5 protein-coding genes are annotated in these 25047 nt (G+C 73.9%); all 5 read left to right on the forward strand.

What is annotated here, in order from left to right; genetic code table 11:
* The first annotated feature begins 37 nt into the window (after positions 1-37).
* The 5 genes from QSK30_RS07930 to QSK30_RS07950 are packed head-to-tail and all read left to right on the forward strand — an operon-like array spanning position 38 to position 24962.
* Positions 38-991, forward strand: coding sequence for a GHMP family kinase ATP-binding protein (locus tag QSK30_RS07930; RefSeq protein ID WP_285500853.1), 954 nt, complete (start codon positions 38-40; stop codon positions 989-991).
* Positions 992-995: 4 nt separating this feature from the next.
* Positions 996-2048 (forward strand): PLP-dependent cysteine synthase family protein, encoded by a 1053-nt coding sequence (locus QSK30_RS07935; protein ID WP_285500855.1) that lies wholly within the window; start codon positions 996-998, stop codon positions 2046-2048.
* 42 nt (positions 2049-2090) lie between these two features.
* A complete protein-coding gene (locus QSK30_RS07940; protein ID WP_285500856.1) occupies positions 2091-2303 on the forward strand; it encodes an MbtH family protein in 213 nt (70 codons plus the stop codon).
* Between the two features lie 58 nt (positions 2304-2361).
* The gene (locus QSK30_RS07945) at positions 2362-11775 is read left to right on the forward strand and encodes a non-ribosomal peptide synthetase (protein ID WP_285500858.1); all 9414 of its coding nucleotides are present in this window, start codon (positions 2362-2364) and stop codon (positions 11773-11775) included.
* Positions 11772-24962, forward strand: coding sequence for a non-ribosomal peptide synthetase (locus QSK30_RS07950; protein WP_285500860.1), 13191 nt, complete (start codon positions 11772-11774; stop codon positions 24960-24962). Before QSK30_RS07945 ends, QSK30_RS07950 begins: the two co-directional genes overlap by 4 nt.
* Positions 24963-25047: the final 85 nt, after the last annotated feature.

Consider the following 25047-nt stretch of genomic DNA (forward strand, 5'->3'; position numbering starts at 1 on the left):
ACCTCGCGAAGAGACGGGCTGCGGAGCGGACATGACGATGAGCGAGAAGTGGTACCCGACCGCCGCGGGCGAGTCGGCGATCGGGGTGGTCGAACCGCCACCGGCCCGCACGGGCGTCGCGACGGCGAGCACCCACCACGGCGAGATCCTGCAAGGGGTGTTCGCCGGTGCCGACGGCAGGCTGCACCGCGGCCTGCTCACGATGCCCTGCGACCTCTACCGGACCCGGGCCACCTACACCCCGGTGAACCTGCCGTCGGTGGTGGTGCGCCAGGTCGACAAGGTCAAGGCGCGCCGGGCCGCGGAGGAGACCTTGGCCGTGCTCGGGTGGCCGTGCACCGGCGGCTACCTCGACCTGCGCGGCGAGGTGCCCGCCTCGCGCGGGTTCGGCTCGTCCACCAGCGACGTGCTGGCCGCCATCCGCGCGGTCCAGGACGCCTTCGACTGCGCGCTGCCCGACTGGCTGGTGGCGCAGCTGGCGGTGCGGGCCGAGACGGCGTCGGACTCGTTGATGTTCGGCGACACCGCGGTCCTGTTCGCCCAGCGCGAGGGGATCGTGCTGGAGGACTTCGGCAGGCGGCTGCCCCGGCTGGCCGCGGTGGGCTTCGGCACCAGCAGCACCGGGTCCGGTGTGGACACGCTGGCGCTGCGACCCGCCGAGTACGGCCCGCCGGAGATAGCCCGGTTCCACGAGCTGCGCGCCCGGCTGCGCGCGGCGCTGGCCGCGGGCGACGCGGCCGGGCTCGGCGCGGTCGCCACGGCCAGCGCCGAGATCAACCAGCGGCATCTGCCGGTGCCCGGCTTCGACCGGATCGCCGCGCTGGTGGCGCGCACCGGCGCGGTCGGCCTGCAGACCGCGCACAGCGGCGACATCGCCAGCCTGCTCTTCGACGCCGACCAGCCGGACCACCGGCGCCGGTGCGAGCTGGCCAGGCGACTGCTCGCCGGGATCGGCATCGACGACGTATGGCTCTTCACGACGGGTGGATGAGGACATGACCGTGACCACGAGCACCAGCCCCGACACCGCGCGCAAGGCGTTCCCCTCGGTGGTGGAGGCCACCGAGCTGCCCAGGATCATCGAGCTGGGCGCCAACCTCTACGCCGCGTCGTTCACCCTGATGAAGCTGCTGCCCGCGCGCTTCATCATCGACCGGGCCCGCCGCGACGGCCTGCTCGCCCCCGGCGGCCTGGTGATCGAGACGTCCTCGGGCACCTTCGGCCTCGGCCTGGCGCTGGTGTGCCGCCGGTACGGGCACCCGCTGATCGTGGTGGGCGACCCGGCCATCGACGCGAACCTGCGCACCCGGTTGGAGCTGCTGGGCGCCCAGGTGGAGATCGTCGACGCCTTCGACGCCCCCGGCGGCATCCAGGGCGCCCGGCTGGCCAGGGTGCGCGAGCTGACCGAGCGCAACCCGGGCAGCTACGTGCCCGGCCAGTACGACAACCCGGACAACCCGGCCGCCTACGACGTGGTCGCCGACCTGCTCGCCGACACCCTCGGCCCGATCGACCGGCTGGTCGGCCCGGTGGGCTCCGGCGGGTCCACCGGCGGGCTGGCCGCCGCGCTGCGGCTCGCGGGGCAGGACACCCGGCTGTCCGGTGTGGACACACCCGGCAGCGTGATCTTCGGCGACCGCAACGGCCCCCGGCTGCTGCGCGGCCTGGGCAGCAGCATCCACGCCGGGAACGTGCACCACACCGCCTACGACGACGTGCACTGGGTGGGCGCGGGCGCGGCCTTCCACGCCACCCGCGAGCTCTACGCCACGCACGGCATCTTCGCGGGTCCGACCAGCGGGGCGTCGTTCCTGGCCGCCCGCTGGCACGCCGCCCAGGACCCGGGCGCGGTCACCGTCGCGATCCTGCCCGACGACGGCTACCGCTACCTCGACAGCGTCTACTCCGAGACCTGGTTGCGCGCCAACGGCCTGGCCGGGGTGACCGCGCCCGAGGCGCCGAAGTCGGTGACCGACCCGACCGACCTGGACGAGCACTGGTCCCACCTGCGGTGGGGCCGCCGCGAGTTCGACCCGGCCGCCCGCTGACCACCACGGATCCGATTACCCGAACCGAAAAGGAGTGTCCACATGAGCAGCAACCCGTTCGACAACGAGGACGGCGTCTTCCTGGTCCTGGTGAACGAGGAGAACCAGCACTCGCTCTGGCCCGAGGCGGTCGAGGTGCCCGCGGGCTGGACCGTCGTGCACGAGCGCGACACCCGAGCCGCCTGCCTGGACTACATCGAGCGCACCTGGACCGACATGCGCCCGGCCTCCCTCATCGTCGCGATGGGCGGCTGACGCAGACCCGATCGCCGGGACCCGGTCCCGGCACGCACCAGACGAGGGGTGGATCTCCGTGGTTCCGTTGTCGTTCGCGCAGGCGCGCTTGTGGTTCTTGGACGAGCTGGAGGGAGGGGGTGGCTCGGCGTACACGGTCGCGGTGACGCTGCGGCTGAGCGGCTCGCTGGACCCGGCCGCGCTGCACGGCGCGCTGGTCGACGTGGTGGACCGGCACGAGGTGCTGCGGACGGTGTACCCGGCCCCCGAGGGCGTGCCGCGCCAGCACGTGCTGCCCGCCCTCGGTGGGTCCGCAGTCGACGGGTCCATTGTCGACATGTCTACAGTGGACCTCGCCGGTGTGGGTGAGTCGGCGGCCGAGTGCGAGCGCCGGGTGGCCGAGGCCGCCCGGATGACGTTCGACCTGGCCACGGAGATCCCCCTGCGGGCGACGCTGTTCGCGGTGCCGCCCGAGCACCCCGGCGGTACCCAGCAGCACGTGCTGCTGCTGGTGCTGCACCACATCGCCTTCGACGGCTGGTCGCTCGCGCCGCTGGTGCGCGACCTCGGGCTGGCCTACTCCGCCCGGCTCACCGGGGGCGCGCCGGGCTGGCCCGAGCTGCCCGTGACCTACCAGGACTACACCCTCTGGCAGCACGACCTGCTCGGTGCCCAGGACGACCCGGACAGCGTCGCGGCCACCCAGCTCGGCTACTGGGCCGACCAGCTCGCCGGGCTCCCGGAGGAGCTCGACCTGCCGCTGGACCGGCCGCGGCCCGCGGTGGCCAGTGCCGAGGGCGACGTCGTGCACGCCGAGGTCGCCCCCGCGACCACGGCCGCGCTGACCGGGCTGGCGAAGGCCAGTGGCGCGTCGCTGTTCATGGTGCTGCGCGCGGCGTTGGCCGTGCTCTACACCAAGCTCGGCGCGGGGACGGACCTCGCGTTCGGCTCGCCCATCGCCGGGCGCACCGACGAGGCGCTCGAGGACCTGGTCGGGTTCTTCGTCAACACGGTCGTCTTGCGCACGGACACCTCCGGCGATCCCGCGTTCACCGACCTGCTCGACCGGGTCCGCGAGACCGACCTGGCCGCGTTCGCCCACCAGGACGTGCCGTTCGAGCGGCTGGTCGAGGTGCTCAACCCGGCGCGCACCACCGCCCGGCACCCGCTGTTCCAGACCTTGTTCGCCCTGCAGAACAACGCCGCGGCGGGACGCGAGTTCGCCGGGCTCGACGTTCGGGTCGACGTGCGCTCCGGCGGCACCGCCAAGTTCGACCTGCAGTTCGAGCTGGTCGAGCACCCCGACGGCCTGCGGCTGGCCCTGGAGTACGCCACCGACCTGTTCGACCGCCCGACCGCGGAGCTGCTGGCCCGGCGGTACCTGCGGGTGCTCGACCAGGTCGCCGCCGATCCCACCCGCGCCCTCTCCCGGATCGACGTGCTCGACCCGCCCGAACACCACGCCCTGACCGTGGCCTACAACGACACCCCCGCCGCGGCGTCCGGGTCGCTGACCGGTCTGTTCGAGGCCAGGGCCGCGCTGACCCCGGACGCGGTGGCGATCCGCTGCGGCGCCGAGGAGTTGACCTACGCCGAGGTCAACGCCAAGGCCAACCGCTGGGCGCGGCACCTGCGCGCCCGGGGCGCCGGGCCGGAGCGGTTCGTCGGGCTGGCCATCCCGCGCTCGGCCGCCGCGGTGGTCGCCGTGCTCGCCGTGGCGAAGTCCGGCGCGGCCTACGTGCCGATCGACCGCGCCCAGCCCGCGGCCCGCGCCGCCGCCGTCATGGCCGCTGTGAACCCGGTGCTGGTGCTCGACGCCGAGCCGCCCGCGTCGGTGCTCGCCGGCTACTCGCCCGTCGACCTGGACATCGCCGTCGGGCCGGACGCGCTCGCCTACGCGATGTTCACCTCCGGCTCCACCGGCGTGCCCAAGGGTGTGGCCGTGACCAGGGCGAACGTGGTGGCGCTGGTGCGCGACCACGCCTGGGGCCGCGGTCACGAGCGGGTGCTCTGCTACTCGGTGCAGGCGTTCGACGCCTCGGTCTACGAGACCTGGGTGCCGCTGTGCGCGGGCGGGTCGGTGGTCGTGCTGCCCGATGGCCGGGTCGACACCGACGTGCTCGCCGGGGTCATCGGCTCGGGGGCGGTGACGGCGGCGTACATGACCACCGCGCTGTTCGCCGCCATGGCCCAGGACGAGGCCGAGGCGCTGGCGGGCTTGGAGGTGGTGTGGACCGGCGGCGACGTGCTGTCCCGTGAGGCCCTGCGCCAGGTGCTCCGGCAGTGCCCGGGGACGACTGTCACGCACGTCTACGGGCCCACCGAGACCACGGTCTTCTGCAGTCACGAGTCCTTTCAGGACACTGACGTCGACCGGTTGTCGCTGGGCGCGCCGATGGACGGCACCGCCATGTACCTGCTCGACGCCGACCTCCGGCCGGTCCCGGTCGGTGGGCTCGGCGAGCTCTACGTCGCGGGGTCGCACGTGGTGCGGGGCTACCTGGGTCAGCCGGGGCTCACGGCGGCGCGGTTCGTGGCGTGCCCGTTCGGCGGCCGGATGTACCGCACCGGCGACCTGGCACGGTGGCGGGCCGAGGGCGTGCTGGAGTTCGTCGGGCGCGCCGACGGGCAGGTGAAGCTGCGCGGGTTCCGCATCGAGCTGGGCGAGATCGAGCGCGCGCTGACCGCGGTGCCGGAGGTCGACCAGGCCGTGGTGATCGTCCGGGAGGACCGGCCGGGGGACAAGCGCCTGGTGGCCTACGTGACCGGCACCGGTGACCCGGCGGGCCTGCGCCGGGCCTTGGCCGACGTCGTGCCCGACTACATGGTTCCCTCGGCGTTCGTCGCGCTGGAGTCATTGCCGCGCAACGCGAACGGCAAGCTCGACCGTGCGGCGCTGCCCGCGCCGGACACCGCGAGCACCAGCCGGGCGCCGCGGACCGGGACCGAGGAGATCCTCTGTGGGCTCTTCGCCGAGGTGCTGGGCGTGCCCTCGGTCGGGGTCGACGACGGGTTCTTCGACCTGGGTGGGCACTCGCTGCTGGCCACCCGGTTGATCAGTCGCGTTCGGACGGTCCTGGCCGCCGAGCTGGGCATCCGCGACCTGTTCGCCCGACCGACCGTGGCCGGGCTCGCCGGGCGGTTGCGGGCGGCCGACCGGCAGCCGCCACGCCCGGCCGCGCGCCCCGACCCGATGCCGCTATCGCCCGCCCAGCACCGGTTGTGGTTCCACGACCAGCTTGAGGGTGCGGGCGCCACCTACAACATCCCGCTCGCGCTGCGGCTCAGCGGCAAGCTCGACCGCACGGCGCTGGTCGGCGCGCTGGCCGACCTCACCGCGCGCCACGAGACCCTGCGCACGGTGTTCCCCGCCGTGGACGGCACCCCTGTCCAGCGCGTCCTCGACCAGGCCGATGTCGAACTGACCTGCCTCGACGCCGATTCGGACCGACTGGAGGACCTGCTCGACCAGGCGGCCAGGCACACCTTCGACCTGGCGACCGCCCCGCCGATCCGGGCGTGGCTCTACGCGCTCGCCCCCGACGAGCACGTCCTGCTGCTGGTGCTGCACCACATCGCCGCCGATGGCTGGTCGCTCACCCCACTGCTCACCGACCTGGCCACCGCCTACGCCGCCCGAGCGGCCGGTGGCGCTCCACAGTGGACTCCGTTGCCGGTGCAGTACGCCGACTACACGCTCTGGCAGCGCGAGCTGCTCGACCGGGTCGCCGACGAGCAGCTCGGGTTCTGGACCGGGGCGCTCGCCGACCTGCCCGAGGAGCTGGGCCTCCCGCTCGACCGCCCCCGCCCGCTGGTGGCCTCCCACCGCGGCGAGGTGCTGCCGCTGGCCATCGACGGCGACCTGCACCGCGCGGTCAGCGACCTCGCCCGGCGCCGCGGCGTGACCGTGTTCATGGTGCTGCAGGCCGCGTTGGCCGCCGTCTACACCAAACTCGGCGCGGGCACCGACATCCCGCTCGGCGCCGCGCTGGCGGGCCGCTCCGACGAGGCGCTCGACGACCTGGTCGGCTTCTTCGTCACGACCGTGGTCCTGCGCACCGACACCTCCGGCGACCCCACCTTCGCCGAGCTGCTCGACCGGGTCCGGGAGACCGACCTGGCCGCACTCGCCCACCAGGACGTGCCGTTCGAGCAGGTGGTGGAGGCGGTCAACCCGGTGCGCACGGCTGCCCGGCACCCGCTGTTCCAGACCATGATCACCGTGCAGGGCGCCGCCGACGCCGCCTTCCCCGGCCTGACCGCGACCCTGGACTCGCGCGCGGCGGGCGCGGCCAAGTTCGACCTGACCTTCGCCTTCACCGAGCGGCGTGCGGCCGACGGCGGGCCCGACGGCATCGGCGTGGACGTCGAGTACGCCGTCGACCTGTTCGACCGGTCCACTGTGGATTCTCTGTCGGCCCGGCTGCTCCGGGTCCTGGCCGCGGTGTGCGCCGACCCGCTGGCGCGGCTCTCAGCTGTGGACGTGTTCGCCGCCGACGAGCGGGCCGCGCTGGTGCACGGCTACAACGCCGTGCCACCCGCGCCCGCACCGGCCACCGTGGCTGGGCTGTTCACCCGGCAGGTCGCCGCGACACCGGACGCGGTCGCCATCGGCTTCGACGACCGCGAGGTCACTTACCGCGAGCTCGAAGCGCGGTCCGGTCAGATCGTGGGATTGTTGTGCGGCAACGGGGTCCGCCCCGGCGACGCGGTCGCGGTGCTGATGGCCCGCTCGGTCGACGCCGTCGCGGTGGTCGTGGCGCTGGCCCGCCTCGGCGCGGTCTACGTGCCGCTGACCGAGCACTACCCGCTCGACCGGGTGCGCTCGATCGTGGCCGACACGCGACCGGTGGTGCTGGTGGCCGACGACGCGGCCGCGCCGAACGTGCGCGACCTCGGTGTGCCCGCGCTGTCGGTGGCCGAGGCGGTGGTGGAGGTCGCGCCCCCGGAGCCCGCGCCGGAGTCCCTGCTCTACGTCATGTTCACCTCGGGGTCGACCGGGCGGCCCAAGGGCGTCGCGGTGACCCACGCCAACGTGGCCGACTTCGTGCGCGACAGCGCGTGGTCCGGCTCGTACGACCGGGTCCTGTCCTACTCGGTGCCCGCCTTCGACGCCGCGGTGTTCGAGACGTGGGTGCCGTTGTGCTCGGGCGGCCGCGTGGTCGTCGTGCCCGAGGGCCCGGTCGACACCCAGGTCCTCGCCGGGGTCATCCGCTCCGGCGCGGTGTCCGCGGCCTACATGACCACCGCGCTGTTCGCCGCGATGGCCGACGCGGAGCTGGACGCGCTCGCCGCGCTGTCGGTCGTCTGGACCGGCGGCGACGTGCTGTCCCGCGCCGCCGCGGCCCGGGTGCTCGACCACTGCCCGGACACCTCGGTCGTGCACGTCTACGGCCCCACCGAGACCACGGTGTTCTGCAGCCACGAGACCTTCGGCCCTGGCAGGCCGCTGACCGGCGCGCTGTCCCTGGGCACGCCGATGGACGGCACCGCCATGTACCTGCTCGACGCCGACCTCCGGCCGGTCCCGGTCGGCGGCACCGGTGAGCTGTACGTCGCGGGGTCGCACGTGGCCCGTGGCTATCTGGGTCAGCCGGGGGTCACCGCGACGCGGTTCGTGGCGTGCCCGTTCGGCGGACGGATGTACCGCACCGGCGACGTCGCCCGGTGGCGGGCCGAAGGGGTGTTGGAGTTCATCGGCCGGGTGGACAGCCTGGTCAAGGTCCGCGGCTTCCGCATCGAGCTGGGCGAGGTCGAGCACGCCATCGCCGCGCTGCCCGGCGTCGGGCAGGTCGCCGTGGTCGTGCGCGAGGACCGCCCGGGGGACAAGCGCCTGGTCGCCTACGTCACCGGGCACGCGGACCCGGCCGCTCTGCGCCGCGGGCTTGCCGCGACGCTGCCTGAGTACACGCTGCCGTCGGCGTTCGTCGTGCTGGAGTCATTGCCGCGCACCGGAAATGGCAAGCTCGACCGGCAGGCACTGCCCGCGCCACGGCACGAGTCGGGCGACGCTCCGGCGCGCTCGCCGCGCGCGGTGGCCCTCTGCGGGCTGTTCGCCGAGGTCCTGGGTGTGTCGTCGGTGGGCGTGGACGACGACTTCTTCGCCCTGGGCGGCCATTCCCTGTTGGCCACCCGCCTCGTCAGCCGGGTGCGGACGGTCTTGGGCGCCGACCTGGCCCTGCGGGACCTGTTCCTCACCCCGACCGTCGCGGGACTGTTGGAGCGGTTGCGGGAGACCGAACACCGCCCCGGCCCGCGACCGGTGCCTCGGCCGGACCGACTGCCACTGTCCTACGCGCAGCAACGCCTCTGGTTCGCCGCCGCGGTGGGTGGGGCGGGAGCCGCCTACAACATCCCGCTCACGCTGCGGCTCACCGGCCCGGTCGACCCCGACGCGCTGGCCCTCGCCTTCGCCGACGTCATCGGGCGCCACGAGCCGCTACGCACGATCTTCCCCGCGGTGGAAGGCGTTCCCCACCAACGGATCCTGGACCGGCCCACCACCGGACTGACCGTGGCCGAGGTGGCCGAGTCCCGCGTCGCGGAGCTCGTGGCCGAGTACGCCCGGCACGAGTTCGACCTCGCCACCGAGGCGCCGCTGCGGTTCGGGCTCTACCGCACCGGGCCGGACCGGCACGTGCTGCTGCTGGTGCTGCACCACATCGCCTGCGACGGCTCGTCGCTGGCCCCGCTGACCCGCGACCTCGGCGCGGCCTACGCCGCGCGGCTGGGCGGGAACAGTCCACAGTGGTCGGACCTGCCCGTGCAGTACGCCGACTACACGCTCTGGCAGCGCGGGCTGCTCGAGGACGGTTCGCTCACCGCGCAGACCGAGTTCTGGACCCGCGCGCTCGCCGACCTGCCGGTCGAGCTCGACCTGCCCGACACCCGGCCGCGGCCCGCGGTCCCCAGCCACACCGGCGGGGTCGTCACCGCCGCGATCGACGCCGACCTGCACCGCGACCTCGCCGTGCTCGCCAGGGCCGAGCACGCGACGGTGTTCATGGTCCTCCAATCGGCGTTGGCCGCCCTCTACACGGCGCTGGGCGCGGGCACCGACATCCCGATCGGGTCGCCGGTCGCCGCCCGCGGCGACGAGTCCCTGGACGACCTGGTCGGGTTCTTCGTCAACACCCTCGTGCTGCGCGCCAACACCGCGGGCGACCCGACCTTCGCCGAGCTGCTGCGCCGGGTCCGCGACACCGACCTGGCCGCGTTCGCCCACCAGGACGTGCCGTTCGAGCGGCTGGTCGAGGTGCTCAACCCGGACCGCTCCAGCGCCCGGCACCCGCTGTTCCAGACCATGCTCACGCTGCAGAGCACCGGCGGGGTGGCCCCGGACCTGCCCGGTCTGGTCGTGGAGACCGACTTCGGCGGCATGGGCGGGGCGAAGTTCGACCTCACCGTCGCCGCGACCGAGCGGCACTCCGACGACGGCCTGCCCGCCGGGATCTCGCTGGCGGTCGAGTACGGCGACGACCGCTTCGCCCGGCCGGGCGTGCGGACCCTGCTGGACCGGTTCCTCCGACTGCTGGCCGCCGGGGTGGCCCGGCCGGGTGCGCCGCTCTCGGCGCTCGACGTGCTGTCGGGCACCGAGCGCGACCTGGTCGTGCGGGCCTGGAACGACACCGCCGTCGAGGTCCCCGACACCACCGTGACCGGCCGCTTCGAGCAGCAGGCCGCGGCGACGCCGGACGCGGTGGCCATCGTCTCCGGCACCGACGAGCTGACCTACGGCGGGCTCGACGCCCGCGCCGCCCGGCTGGCCCGCCACCTGGTGGACCTGGGGGTGGGGCCGGACGCGGTGGTCGGTGTCTACCTCGAGCGCGGTGTGGACCTGATCGTCGCGCTGCTCGCGGTGCTCAAGGCGGGCGGGGCGTACACCCTGCTCGACCTCGAACACCCCGTGGAGCGGCTGCGGTCGGTGTTGCGCGGGGTCGGCGCCGGGGTGGTGCTCACCCGGGCCGGACTGGGGGAGCGGCTGGCCGACCCGGGCACCCGCCTGGTGGACGTTCTGTCCACAGTGGATACCGAGGGCGACGCGCCGTCGGTACCGGTGGACCCGGCGGGGTTGGCGTGCGTGATGTTCACCTCCGGCTCGACCGGCACGCCCAAGGGCGTGATGACGCCGCACCGGGCGCTGGTGTCCACGCTGGTGAACCAGGACTTCATCGACTTCGGCCCCGGCGAGGTGTTCCTGCAGTGCTCCCCGGTCCCGTGGGACGCCTTCGCGCTGGAGCTGTTCGGCGCGCTGTTCCACGGCCGCACCTGCGTGCTGCTGCCGGGGGAGCGCACCGACCCGGCCGCGGTGCGGGACCTGTTGCGCGACAAGGGGATCACCACCGCCTACCTGTCGTCCAGCCTGTTCAACTTCCTGCTCGACGAGTACCCGGGCGTCTACGCCGGACTGCACCAGGTCATGACCGGCGGGGAGTCGCTGTCGGTGGCGCACGTGGCCAGGGCGCGGGCGGAGTACCCGCGGCTGCGGATCGTCAACGGGTACAGCCCGCTGGAGAACACGATCTTCACCGTCTGCCACACCGTGCGGCCCGAGGACATCACCGCCACCACGATCCCGGTCGGCAAGCCGATCGCGAACAAGTCCACCTTCGTGCTCGACGAGCACCTGCGCCCGGTGGCCCCCGGCGTGGCCGGTGAGCTGTACATGGCGGGCCGGGGCCTGGCGCGGGGCTACGCCGCGCAGCCCGCGCTCACCGCGGGCCGGTTCGTGGCCTGCCCGTTCGGCGCCCCGGGGGAGCGGATGTACCGCACCGGCGACCTGGTGCGCTGGACCGCGGCCGGTCTGCTGGAGTTCCTCGGCCGGGTGGACGACCAGGTCAAGATCCGCGGCTTCCGGGTCGAGCCCGCCGAGGTGGAGCACGTGATCGGCGGGCTGGCCGGGGTGGCCAAGGTCGCTGTGATCGTCCGGCAGGACACCCCGGGCGAGAAGCGCCTGGTGGCCTACCTGGTGCCCGACGGCGCCCTCGACGTGGCCGCCGTGCGGGCGACCGTTGCGGACCGGCTGCCGGACTACCTGGTGCCCACCGCGTTCGTCGTTCTCGACGCGTTGCCGTTGACCCCCAACGGGAAACTCGACCGCAAGGCACTGCCGGAACCGGTCCGCGTGGACACCGGTGGCCGCGCGCCGGAGACACCGCAGGAGAAGGTCCTCTGTGGACTGTTCGCCGAGGTGCTCGGGCTGCCGTCGGTCTCGCTCGACGGGCACTTCTTCCACCTGGGCGGGCATTCGCTGCTGGCCACCCGGCTGGTCAGCCGGGTCCGCACCGAGCTGGGCGTGGAGCTGGGCATCCGCGAGGTGTTCGGCAACCCCACCGTCGCCGGGCTCGTCCCGCTGCTCGGCGGCCTGCGCAAGGCGCGCCCGGCGCTGCGCCGCCGAACGCCCACCGCGACCCCGGCCGGGCGGCCGGAACCGGCCCCGGCGCCCCTGCTGACCCCGCTGATCCCGACCACGAACACGATTGGGCTGTCATGATCCCCTTGTCGTTCGCCCAACAGCGGCTCTGGTTCCTCAACGAGCTCGAGGGCCCCAGCGCCACCTACACCGTGGTCGTGGCCCACCGGATGACCGGCCCGCTCGACCGCGCCGCGCTGAACGAGGCGGTCACCGACGTGGTCGGCAGGCACGAGGCCCTGCGCACGGTGTTCCCCGCCGAGAACGGCGTTCCCTGCCAACGAATTCTCTCCGTGGCCGAGGCGGGCATCGCCCCGCACCTGGTCGAGGTTCCCGACGGCGGACTCGACGCGGCCCTCGCCGCGACCCGCGCGCACCGGTTCGACCTGTCGGTCGAGCCACCGGTCCGGGTGTCGCTGCTGGCGCTCGCCCCCGACGACCACGTCCTAGTGATCGCCGCCCACCACATCGCCTGCGACGGCTGGTCGCTCGCACCGCTGCTGCGCGACCTGGGCACCGCCTACACCGCCCGCCTCGACGGCACCGCGCCCGGCTGGGACGAGCTGCCGGTGCAGTACGCCGACTACACGCTCTGGCAGCGGGACCTGCTCGGCGAGGAGGACGACCCGGACAGCCTGCTCTCCGCCCAGCTCGACTACTGGCGCCACCGGCTCGCCGACCTGCCGGACGAGATCACGCTGCCCTGGGACCGGTCCCGCCCCGCCGTCGCCTCCTACCGCGGCGAGGTCGTCTCCACCCGGCTCGACGCCACGCTGCACGGCGCGCTCCGCGACCTGGCCGCCGCGCACGGCGCCACGCTGTTCATGGTCGTGCAAGCGGCGCTGGCCGCCCTCTACACCAAGCTCGGCGCGGGCACCGACGTGCCGTTCGGCACCGCGCTGGCCGGGCGGACCGACGACGCGCTCGACGACCTCGTCGGGTTCTTCGTCACCACGGTCGTGCTGCGCACCGACACCTCGGGCAACCCGACCTTCGCCGAGCTGCTGCGCCGGGTCCGGGAGGACGACCTCGCCGCGTTCGGCAACCAGGACGTGCCGTTCGAGCGGCTCGTGGAGCTGCTCAACCCCAGCCGCGGCACGGCGCGGCACCCGCTGTTCCAGACCATGCTCTCGATCCAGAACAACGCGAGGGGCGAGGCGGGCTTCCCCGGCTTGGTGCTCACCGAGCTGCCGGTGGCCCTCGACGCCGCCAAGTTCGACCTGGTCATCGCCATCACCGAGGACTTCGACGAGGCCGGTGCGCCGGTCGGGCTGCACGGCGCCGTCGAGTACGCCGTCGACCTGTTCGACCGGGTCACCGTGACCACGCTGCTCGACCAGCTCGTCCGGTTGCTCGCCGCCGCGGCCGAGGACCCCACCCGCACGCTGGACCGGCTCGACGTGCACGCCCCCGACGAGTTCCGGCTCCAGACCACGGAGTTCAACGACACCACCGACATCGACCCCGTGCCCGCACGCGGCTGCCTGGGCGCGCTGTTCGAGGAGCAGGTCGAGCGGACCCCCGACGCCGTCGCGATCTCCTGCGGCGACCGGCGGCTCAGCTACGCCGAGGTGAACGCCACGGCCAACCGGCTCGCCGCTTGGCTCATCGACCGGGGTGTCGGGCCGGAGCGGTTCGTCGCGTTGTCGCTGCCCCGCTCGCCCGAGGCGCTGATCGCCACGATCGCGGTGGCCAAGACCGGTGGCGCCTACGTACCCCTGGCGCGTGACCTGCCCGATGCCCGGCGTGATCACCTCTTGGCCACGACATCCCCGGTGCTCGTGCTCACCGAGCTGCCGCCCGACCTCGACGACCACCCCGTCGAGAACCCCGGCGTCGCGGGCGAGCCGGACGCGCTGGCCTACGTGATGTTCACCAGCGGCTCGACCGGCAAGCCCAAGGGCGTGGCGGTCAGCCACGCCAACGTCGCCGCCTACGCCGCGTCGTCCTACTGGCGCAACGAGACGCACCGGCGGGTGCTGTGCTACTCGGTGCCCTCCTTCGACGGCACCGTGTTCGAGACCTGGGCGCCGTGGTTCGCGGGCAACGAGGTCGTTGTGGTGCCTGAGGGCCCGGTCGACTCCGACGTGCTCGCCGGGGTGATCAAGACCCGCGGTGTGACCGCCGTGTTCATGACCACGGCGTTGTTCGCCGCGATGACCGAGACCGAGATCGGCGCCTTGGGCGTGCTGCGCGAGGTGTCCACCGGCGGCGACATCCTGTCCCGCGCGGCGGTCGACAAGGTGTTCCGCGAGTGCCCCGACCTGCGGCTGATGCACGCCTACGGACCCACCGAGACCACGGTGTTCAGCATCCACGGCCTGTTACCGCGCCCCCTGCCGTCCGCCGTGCCGCTGGGCAGGCCGCTGCCGGGCGCCCACGAGTACGTGCTGGACGAGAACCTGCGGCCCGTTCCGACCGGTGGCACCGGTGAGCTCTACATCTTCGGTACGCAGGTGTCCCGCGGTTACGTGGGTCTGCCCGGCCTCAGCGCGTCGCGGTTCGTCGCGTGCCCCTTCGGCGTCCCGGGCGAGCGCATGTACCGCACCGGCGACCTGGTCCGGTGGCGGCCCGGCGGGGTGCTGGAGTTCGTCGGCCGCGTTGATGGGCAGGTGAAGCTGCGGGGGTTCCGCATCGAGCTGGCCGAGATCGAGCACGCCCTGGACCGCCTGCCCGACGCGGGCCACTCGGTGGTGGTCGTGCGGGAGGACCGGCCCGGCGACCGGCGGCTGGTGGCCTACCTGACCGGCACCGCCGAGCCCGAGGCGTTGCGCCGGGGGCTGTCCGCGACCCTGCCCGACTACATGCTGCCCGTGGCGTTCGTGCGGCTGGAGTCGTTGCCGTACAACTTCAACGGCAAGCTCGACCGCGCGGCGCTGCCCGCTCCCGACTACGAGCAGGGTCGCGGGCGCGCGGCGCGCTCACCCCAGGAGCAGATCCTCTGCGGGCTCTTCGCCGAGGTGCTCGGTCTGCCCGAGGTCGGGGTGGACGACGGGTTCTTCGACCTGGGCGGGCACTCGCTGCTGGCCACCCGACTGATCAGTCGCGTGAGGACGGTCCTGGGCGCGGAACTGACGATCCGCGACCTGTTCCAGGCCCCGACGGTCGCGGGCCTCGGCGAACGCCTGCGCGCCGCCGCCGACACCCGGCCCGCGCCGCGCCGCTACGACCGGCCGGAGCGCCCGCCGCTCTCGCACGCCCAGCAGCGGCTGTGGTTCCTCGGCGAGCTGGAGGGCGTGAACGCCACCTACACCGTGCCGGTGACCCTGCGGCTCACCGGGCCGCTCGACCACGACGCGCTCGCCGCGGCGCTGGCCGACGTCGTGGGGCGGCACGAGACGCTGCGCACGGTCTTCCCGACCCACGACGGGGTCCCGTGCCAGCGCGTCCTGCCCGCGGGCGCTGCGTTGCGCGTCGTGCACACCGACCTCGCCGACCTCGACGCCGCGGTCGAGGCCGACGCGGCACTGCCGTTCGACCTGGCCACCGAGACCTCGCTGCGTGCCACGCTGCACGTCCTCGGCCCCGACGACCACGCACTTTCCGTTGTCGCGCACCACATCGCCGCCGACGGCTGGTCGCTGGGCCCCCTGCTGGACGACCTCGCCACCGCCTACACCGCGCGGATCGGCGGTGGAACTCCACAGTGGACTGACCTGCCCGTCCAGTACGTCGACTACACGCTCTGGCAGCGGGACCTGCTCGGCACCGACGCCGACCCGGACAGCCTGCTCACCCGCCAGCTCGGCTTCTGGGCCAAGTCGCTGGCGGGCGCGCCCGCCGAGGTGACCCTGCCGACCGACCGGCCCCGACCCGCTGTCGCCTCGCACGTGGGCGAGATCCTGCCCTTCACCGTGGACGCGGACCTGCGCGAGTCGGTGCTGCGCTTGGCGAGCGCGCACGGTGTCACGCTGTTCATGGTGCTGCAGGCCGCGCTCGCCACCGTGTGCACCAAGCTGGGCGCGGGCACCGACATCGTGCTCGGCACCGTGGTCGCGGGCCGCACCGACGAGTCCCTCGACGACCTGGTCGGCTTCTTCGTCAACACCCTCGTGCTGCGCACCGACACCGCGGGCGACCCCACCTTCGCCGACCTGCTCACCCGGGTCCGGGAGACCGACCTGGCCGCCTTCGCCCACCAGGACGTGCCGTTCGAGCGGCTGGTGGAGGAGCTGAACCCGCGGCGCACGCCTGCCCGGCACCCGCTGTTCCAGGTGATGCTCACCGTGCAGAACGCCACCTCCGGCACCGGTCCGGCGGAGTTCGCGGGCATCCCCGCCGCCGGGCGCCAGGTGACCACCCGGGTCGCCAAGTTCGACCTCACCTTCGCCTTCGCCGAGTCCGCCGACGGGCTGGCCTGCACCATCGAGTACGCCACCGACCTCTACGACCGGGCCACCGTCGAGACCCTCGCGCGGCGGGTCCGGCGCCTGCTGGGACTGGTCGTGGCGAACCCGGCCGCCCGGCTCAGCGAGCTGGACGTGCTCGCCGCCGCCGAACGGCACGCCCTGGTCACCGAGTACAACGACGTGCCCGCGACACCCGAGCCCGCGCTGTCGGTCGGCGAGTTGTTCGCCCGGCAGGTCGGCACGTCCCCGGACGCCACCGCGGTGGCGTGCGGTGGTTCTCGACTGTCCTATGCGGACTTGGCGGACCGGTCGGCCCGGATCGCCGGGCTGCTGCGGTGGCACGGCGTGCGCCCGGGCGACGCGGTCGCGGTGCTGATGGACCGCTCGGTCGACGCCGTGGCCGCCGTGGTCGCGCTGGCCCGGCTCGGCGCGGTGTACGTGCCGCTGGTGGAGAGCTACCCGCTGGAGCGGGTCCGGTCGATCGTGGCCGACACCGAGCCGGTGGTGCTGCTGGTCGACCGGCCCTCGCGCGGCCAGGGGATGGCGCTGCCGGTGGTCATCGCCGACGACGCGGCCGGGTCCGAACCGGCCCCGGACGCCCCGGTGGACCCCGACGCCCTGCTCTACGTCATGTTCACCTCCGGGTCGACCGGTCGCCCCAAGGGCGTCGGCGTGACCCACCACAACGTCGCGTCCCTGGTCCGCGACTCGGCCTACGCGGGCGGGCCGCGGCGGGTGCTGTCCTACTCGGTGCCCGCCTTCGACGCCGCCGTCTACGAGATCTGGGTTCCCTTGGCGCACGGCGGCCAGGTGGTCGTGGTCCCCGAGGGCCGGATCGACACCGACGTGCTGGCGGAGGTGCTCAGTGCGGGCTCGGTCGATGCCGCCTACATGACCACGGCCCTGTTCGCGGCGATGGCTGAGCACGAGATCGACGCGCTGCGCGCCCTGGACGTGGTGTGGACCGGCGGCGACGTGCTCTCGCCCACGGTCCTGCGCCGGGTGCTCGACCAGTGCCCCGGGCTGACCGTCATGCACGTCTACGGCCCCACCGAGACCACGGTCTTCTGCAGCTACGAGGTGTTCGGCCCGGGCAGGCCGCTGACCGGGGCGCTGTCGCTGGGCACGCCCATGGACGGCACCGCCATGTACCTGCTCGACGCCGATCTTCGGCCGGTCCCGGTCGGCGGCGTCGGGGAGCTCTACGTCCGCGGCGACCACGTGGCCCGCGGCTACGTCGGTCGACCGGGCACCACGGCGACCCGGTTCGTGGCGTGCCCGTTCGGCGGCCGGATGTACCGCACCGGCGACCTCGCCCGGTGGCGCTCGGCCGGGGTGATGGAATTCCTCGGTCGGGTCGACGGGCAGGTGAAGCTGCGCGGGTTCCGCGTCGAGTTGGGCGAGGTCGAGCGCGCGGCCACTGCGGTCGTCGGGGTCGAGCAAGCCGCGGCCGTCATTCGCGAGGATCGCCCAGGGGACAAGCGACTCGTGGCTTACCTGACCGGCGACGGCGATACCGCACGCGTGTTGCGCGCGCTCGCTGACACACTGCCCGAGTACGTGGTCCCGTCCGCGGTGATGTGGCTGGAGTCGTTGCCGCGCAACGCGAACGGCAAGCTGGATCGGGAGGCACTGCCCGCGCCGGAGGTGTCGGTGTCAGCGGTGGCCACGCCCCGGACCGCGCAGGAGGAGATCCTCTGCGGGCTGTTCGCCGAGGTCCTCGGTCTGCCCGAGGTCGGTGTGCACGACGGGTTCTTCGACCTGGGCGGTCACTCGCTGCTGGCCACCCGGCTGATCAGTCGCGTGAGGACGGTCCTGGGCGCCGAGCTGGGCATCCGGGACCTGTTCACCGCGCCGACGGTGGCGGGCCTGGTGGGGCGCCTGGACGCCGCGCCGCGCCCGGCCCTGCGTCCCGCCGTGCGCCCGGAGCGGCTGCCGCTGTCGCCCGCGCAGCGCAGGCTGTGGTTCCTGGAGGGCTGGGAGGGCAGGCGCTCGGTCTACAACGTCACCGTCGCCCTGCGGATGACCGGCCCGCTCGACGTCGGCGCGCTGGCCGCGGCCCTGGACGACATCGCCGCCCGGCACGAGAGCCTGCGGACCGTCCTGCCCGCCGAGGACGGCGAGGCCTGGCAGCACGTCACCGACCTGGGGATGCGGCTCGACACCCGCTCGACCGACCCCGACCGGCTCGCCGACGACCTCGCCGAGGCCGCCGGGTACGCCTTCGACCTGGCCGTCGAGCCGCCGGTGCTGGCCACCCTGTTCACCGTCGCCGAGCAGGACCACGTGCTGCTGCTGGTGATCCACCACATCGCCTGCGACGGCTGGTCGCTCGGCCCGCTCGCCCGCGACCTGGGCACCGCCTACACCGCCCGGGCCGCCGGTGGCGCTCCACAGTGGACTCCGCTGCCGGTGCAGTACGCCGACTACACGCTCTGGCTGCGCGACCTGCTCGGCACCGAGGACGATCCGGACAGCCCCGCCGCCACCCAGCTCGCCCACTGGCGCGCGCGGCTGGCCGCACTGCCCGCCGAGCTCGTCCTGCCCACCGACCGGCCGCGCCCGCCGATCGCCTCGCACCGCGGCGAGGTGGTCCCGATCGTGGTGGCCGCCGACCTGCACGCCGGGCTGCTGCGGCTGGCCAGGGCCAACGGCACGACGCTGTTCATGGTCCTGCAGGCCGCGCTCGCCGCGCTCTACACCAGGCTCGGCGCGGGCACCGACATCGTCGTCGGCACCCCGGTGGCCGGGCGCGGCGACGAGGCCCTGCACGACCTCGTCGGCGTCTTCCTCAACACGCTCGTGCTGCGCACCGACACCGCGGGCGACCCGACCTTCGCCGAGCTGCTGGCCCGGGTCCGGGAGGCCGACCTGGCCGCGTTCGCCCACCAGGACGTGCCGTTCGAGCGGCTGGTCGAGGTGCTCAACCCGGAGCGCTCGAGTAGCAGGCACCCGCTGTTCCAGACCTCGCTGACGCTGCAGAACCGCGACGAGCGGGCGGTTGCCGTGGAGGGAGAACTCACGGCCACCCCGATGTCGGTCCGGTCGGCGGCGGCCAAGTTCGACCTGTCGTTCGCCTTCGCCGAGACGCACGCCGAGGGCGCGCCCGCCGGGCTGGAGGGTGGCGTCGAGTACGCCACCGACCTGTTCGACGGCGGCACCGTCGAGACCGTCCTCGCCCGGCTCGTGCGGGTCTTGGCCCAGGTCTGCCAGGACCCCGCCGTCCGGCTGAGCGACCTGGAGGTGATCACCCCGCAGGAGCGCGAGCGGCTGGTCGGGGACACCGGTGAGCCGTTGTGCACCCTGCCGCACGCCGGGGTGCACGAGCTGTTCGAGCGGCACGCGGCGGCCACACCGGACGCCGTCGCCGTCGAGCACGCGGGCGTGGAGCTGACCTATCGCGAGGTCAACGCCGCGGCCAACCGGCTCGCCCGGCGCCTGGTGGACCTCGGCGCCGGACCCGAGCGGTTCGTGGCCCTGCTGCTGCCCCGGGTGCCCGAGTCGCTGGTGGCGGTGCTGGCGGTGCTCAAGTCCGGCGCCGCGTACGTGCCGATCGACCCGGCCTACCCCGAGGGCCGCGTCCGACAGGTGCTCGAGGGCACCCGGCCGGTCGTGCTGCTGACCGTGCGGGCCGTCGACAACCCGGTGCCCGAGCACCCCGCCCTGGTGCTGGACGAGCTAGATGGCACCGAGCGGGCGGACACCGACCTGCGGGTACCGCTGCACCCGACGGCGTTGGCGTACGTCATCCACACCTCCGGCTCCACCGGCAGGCCCAAGGGCGTCGCCGTCCAGCACGACAGCGTCACCCGCTACCTGAGGTGGTCGGTCGAGCACTACCCCGGCCTCACTGGGTCGGCGTTGATGCACTCGTCGTCGTCGTTCGACCTGTCGGTCACCGGCCTGCTCGGACCGCTGATCAGCGGGGGCCGCGTCCGGCTCGCCGACCTCGACGCGGCCACCGCGCCCGGTCAGGTCCCCACCACCTTCCTCAAGGCCACGCCCAGCCACCTGGCGCTGCTGCTCGCCGGACCGGCCGACTGGTCTCCCTCCGGTGAGCTGGTGCTCGGCGGCGAGGCGCTGACCGGTGACCAGCTCCGCGAGTGGCGCCGCCGCAACCCGGGCGCCACGGTGATCAACGAGTACGGCCCGACCGAGGCCACCGTCGGCTGCGCGGAGTACCGGGTCGAACCCGGTGCCGACCTCGCCCCCGGCCCGGTCCCGATCGGCCTGCCCGGTCGTGGCAGCGCCCTGTACCTGCTCGACGACGACCTGCGCCCGGTGCCACCCGGCGTGCGCGGCGAGCTGTACATCGGCGGCGTCCAGCTCGCCCGCGGCTACCTCGGGCGGCCCGAGCTGACCGCGGCCCGCTTCGTCGCGTGCCCGTTCGGCGCCGGTGGGCGGATGTACCGCACCGGCGACGTCGCCAGGTGGACCCCTGCGGGGGTGCTGGAGTACCTAGGCCGGGCCGATGACCAGGTCAAGATCCGCGGCTTCCGGATCGAGCCGGGCGAGGTCGAGAAGGTCCTCGCGGGCGAGCCCGGCGTCGGGCAGGTCGCTGTCATCGCTCGTGAGGACCGCCCGGGCGATCAGCGACTCGTGGCCTACCTGGTCGGTGACGCGGCTCTGGACGTGGCCGCGTTGCGCGCCGCCGCAGCGGCCGTGCTGCCCGAGTACATGGTCCCGGCCGCGTTCGTCGTGCTCGACGCGCTTCCCTTGACCACCAACGGAAAGCTCGACCGACGCGCGCTGCCCGCACCCGAGTACGCCGCCGACCCCGGTGGCCGGACCGCGGACACCCCGCGCGAGCAGATCCTCGCCGGACTGTTCGCCGAGGTGCTCGGCCTGCCGTCGGTGGGCGTGGACGACGACTTCTTCGCCCTGGGCGGGCACTCGCTGCTGGCCACCCGGTTGATCAGTCGCATCAGGACGGTCCTGGGCGCCGAGCTGGGCATCCGCGACCTGTTCGCCGACCCGACCGTCGCCGGGGTGGACCGCGGGCTCGACCCGCTCGCCGGTGCCCGGCCCGCGCTGGCGGTCCTGGACCGCCCCGAGCGGCTCCCGCTCTCCTACGCCCAGCGCAGGCTGTGGTTCCTCACCGAGCTCGAGGGCGCGGGCGCCACCTACAACTCCTGGCTCGCGCTGCGCCTGGCGGGCCCGGTCGACCCCGACGCCCTCCGGGCCGCGCTCGGCGACCTCTTGGACCGGCACGAGGTGCTGCGCACGGTCTACCCGGTGGCCGACGGCGTGCCGTGGCAACAGGTCCTCGACCCGGCGCCCGCCGCCGACCTGGACCTGGTCACCGCGGCCCCGGGCGAGGTCGAGCGGCTCGTGCTCGCCGCGGCCGAACACCCGTTCCGGCTCGCCGACGGCCCACCGGTGCGCTCCACGCTGATCACCATCGGCCCCGACGAGCACGTGTTCGTGCTCGCCGTGCACCACATCGCCTCCGACGGCTGGTCGCTCGCGCCGCTGACCCGCGACCTCGCCGACGCCTACGCCGCCCGGCTCGACGGCGAACCTCCACAGTGGACTCCACTGCCGGTCCAGTACGGCGACTACACGCTGTGGCAGGAGAAGCTGCTCGGCCGCGAGGACGACTCGGACAGCACGCTCGCCCGTCAGCTCGCGTTCTGGCGCGCGACGCTGGCCGGGCTGCCCGAGGAGATCGCGCTGCCCACCGACCGGCCGCGCCCCGCCGTGGCCTCGGCCGCGGGCGACGTGGTCGACATCGACCTCGGCGCCGACCTGCACGCCGCGCTCGTCGCGCAGGCCAGGGCCCAGGGCGGCACGCCGTTCATGGTCCTGCAGGCCGCGGTCGCGGTGCTGCTGACCGCGCTCGGCGCGGGCACCGACATCCCGCTGGGCACCGCGATCGCCGGCCGCACCGACGACGCCCTCGACGACCTGGTCGGGTTCTTCGTCAACACGCTGGTGCTGCGCACCGACACCTCCGGCGACCCGGACCTCACCGAGCTGCTGGCCCGGGTCCGCGCCGCCGACCTGGCCGCCTACGCCCACCAGGACGTCCCGTTCGAGCGACTGGTGGAGGCGGTCAACCCGGTCCGCTCCACCGCGCGGCAACCGCTGTTCCAGACCATGGTGGCGCTGCAGAACACCAGCGGCGACGGCGTCCTGCGGCTGGCCGGGACCGCGGTGGAGCCGGTCGCGGTGCCGGTCCGGGTGGCCAAGTTCGACCTGTCGTTCACCTTCGTGGAGACGACCGGGCCGGACGGCGCGCCCGCGGGCATCCTCGGCGGCTTGGAGTACGCGACCGAGCTGTTCGACCGGGCGACCGTCGTCGTTCTGCTCGACCGGTTCACCGCGCTGCTCACCCAGCTCCTCGCCGACCCGACCCGGCGGCTGAGCCGGCTGGAGATCACCACCGCGGCCGAACGGGACCGGGTGCTCGACACCTGGAACGGCCCGGTCACGCCCGTGCCGGACACCACCTTCACCGCCGCTTTCGAGGGCCAGGCCCGGCGCACACCCAGCCGGGTGGCCCTGGTCTGCGGCGACGACCGGCACACCTACGCGGAGCTCGACGCGCGGGCCAATCGTCTGGCCCGTCATCTGCGTGATCTCGGTGCGGGGCCGGAGCGGGTGGTCGCGGTGGCGCTGCCGCGCTCGGCGGAGTTGATGGTCGCCCTGCTCGCGGTCTTCAAGGCGGGGGCGGTTTTCCTGCCGGTCGACCCGGACCTGCCCGCCGCGCGTCGCGACCACGTGCTGGCCGAGACCGTGCCCGCGGTCGTGCTCACCGAGCCAGTGCCCGACGACGTGCTGGACGGGTACGCGGACGCCGCATTGTCCACTGTGGATACTTTGCCCGACAGTGCCGCCTACATCGTCTACACCTCGGGGTCGACCGGGAAGCCCAAGGGCGTGGTCGTCAGCCACCGCGCGCTGGCCAACCTGATGGCGACCCAGCACGGCGACGCGCTGGTCGACACCGGCGGCGCCCCCGTGCGGGTCGCGGTCACCGCGCCCGCCTCGTTCGACAGCTGGCTGGAGGGCCCGCTGCGGCTGGCCCAGGGCGGTGAGCTGCACCTGCTGACCGACGACGTCCGGCGCGACGCCGACGCGGTCGTCGGCTACCTGCGCCAGCACCGGGTCGAGCTGCTCGACGTGACCCCGTCCTTCGCCACGCACCTGATCGCCGCGGGCCTGTTCGACCCCGCCGAGTACCGGGTGCCGCTGCTCGTCCTCGGCGGCGAGGCGGTGCCCCCGGCGCTGTGGCGGGAGCTGGCCGCGGCCGACACGGCGACCTACAACCTCTACGGCCCAACGGAATGCACGGTCGACGCGTTCGCGCACCGGGTCGAGGGCGACGCGCCGGTGATCGGCCGCCCGCTGCCCAACCTGCGGGCCTACGTGCTCGACGACGCGCTCCGCCCGGTGCCGCCGGGGGTGCCCGGCGAGCTGTACCTGGCCGGTGTCCAGCTGGCCCGCGGCTACCTCGGCAACCCCGGCCTCACGGCGGGTCGGTTCGTCGCCGACCCGCACGGTCCACAAGGGACTCGGATGTACCGCACCGGCGACCGGGCCCGGTGGGCGGCGACCGGGCAGGTCGAGTTCCTCGGCCGCACCGACGACCAGGTGAAGCTGCGCGGGTTCCGGATCGAGCTCGGCGAGGTCGAACGGGTCCTCGGCGCCTGCCGAGGGGTCGCCCAGGTCGCGGTGGTGGTCCGGGAGGACCGCCCGGGCGAACAGCGGCTCGTGGCCTACGTAGTGGGCACCGCCGAGCACACCGCACTGCGGGAAGCCGCAGCGGCGAGCCTGCCGGACTACATGTTGCCCGCCGCCTACGTCCCGCTCACCGCGTTGCCGGTCACCGCCAGCGGCAAACTCGACCGAGCCGCGCTGCCCGCCCCGGACACCACCCGGGCGACAGTGGGCCGCGCCGCCCGCACCCCGCGCGAGTCTGTCCTCTGTGGACTGTTCGAGGAGGTGATCGGGGTCGACGGCGTCGGCGTGGACGACAACTTCTTCGAGCTGGGCGGACACTCGCTGCTCGCCACCCGACTGGTCAGCCGGGCCCGGCAGGTCTTGGGCATGCCGCTGACCGTGCGGACGATGTTCCGCCGCCCCACGGTCGCCGCGCTGTGCGCCAAGCGCGACGACGCCGACGGTCTTGACGGCGGTTTGGGCGTACTGCTGCCGCTGCGGACCGGGGGAGTGGGTGCGCCGCTGTTCTGCGTGCACCCGGGGATGGGCATCAGCTGGTCGTACTCCGGGCTGCTGCGCCACTTGGCGAGCCCGCTCTACGGTCTGCAGACCTCCGTCCCGACCGAGCCGGGGCTGCCCGGGTCGGTCGAGGAGATCGCCCGCCGCTACGTCCGCGAGATCCGCGCCGTCCAGCCGCACGGGCCGTACCACCTGCTGGGTTGGTCCTTCGGCGGACTCGTCGCCCACGCGGCGGCGACCCTGTTGCAGGACATGGGTGAGCGGGTCGCCCTGCTCGCGGCGATGGACGCCTACCCCGTACCCGCGGGCCGGACCACCGAGGTGACCCCGGACGAGACCCTGTCCATCCTCATCGGCGAGCCACCGGCGGACTACGCGTGGCCCGCCCAGCCCTACGACATCGCCGAGGAGGCCCGCCGCGCCAACCCGGTCCTGGCGATGCTCACCACCCCCGAGGTCACCGCCCTCGCCACCGCCGCGGCCAACCACGCTCGCCTGATGGACCGCTTCACCCCGGGCAACTTCGACGGCGACCTGCTCCTGTTCACCGCCGAGGGAAGCCACACCCCGGACGGCCCCCCAGCCGACCGTTGGCTCCCACACGTCACGGGCGCGGTCCGTACGCACGAGATCGCCGCGGGACACCTGCGGATGACCGACCCAGCGCCGCTCGCGGCGATCGCCGAGGTGCTCCGGTCCCACACGGGCGCCATCTCGGAAGAGGTGCGCAAGTGACCAGGTCCACCACGGGCACCCGCCCGCCCGACCCGCCACTCGGCCGCCGACAGCCGCACCACCTGCGTGCGGTTGCCGCAGGAGG

Source organism: Actinokineospora sp. NBRC 105648, from assembly GCF_030269645.1.
Classification (GTDB): domain Bacteria; phylum Actinomycetota; class Actinomycetes; order Mycobacteriales; family Pseudonocardiaceae; genus Actinokineospora.

What these genes read in the sequence shown, in the direction of transcription:
- QSK30_RS07930 (WP_285500853.1), top strand. Translation starts at nt 38, where the DNA reads ATGAGCGAGAAGTGGTACCCGACCGCCGCGGGCGAGTCGGCGATCGGG.
- QSK30_RS07935 (WP_285500855.1), top strand. Translation starts at nt 996, where the DNA reads ATGACCGTGACCACGAGCACCAGCCCCGACACCGCGCGCAAGGCGTTC.
- QSK30_RS07940 (WP_285500856.1), top strand. Translation starts at nt 2,091, where the DNA reads ATGAGCAGCAACCCGTTCGACAACGAGGACGGCGTCTTCCTGGTCCTG.
- QSK30_RS07950 (WP_285500860.1), top strand. Translation starts at nt 11,772, where the DNA reads ATGATCCCCTTGTCGTTCGCCCAACAGCGGCTCTGGTTCCTCAACGAG.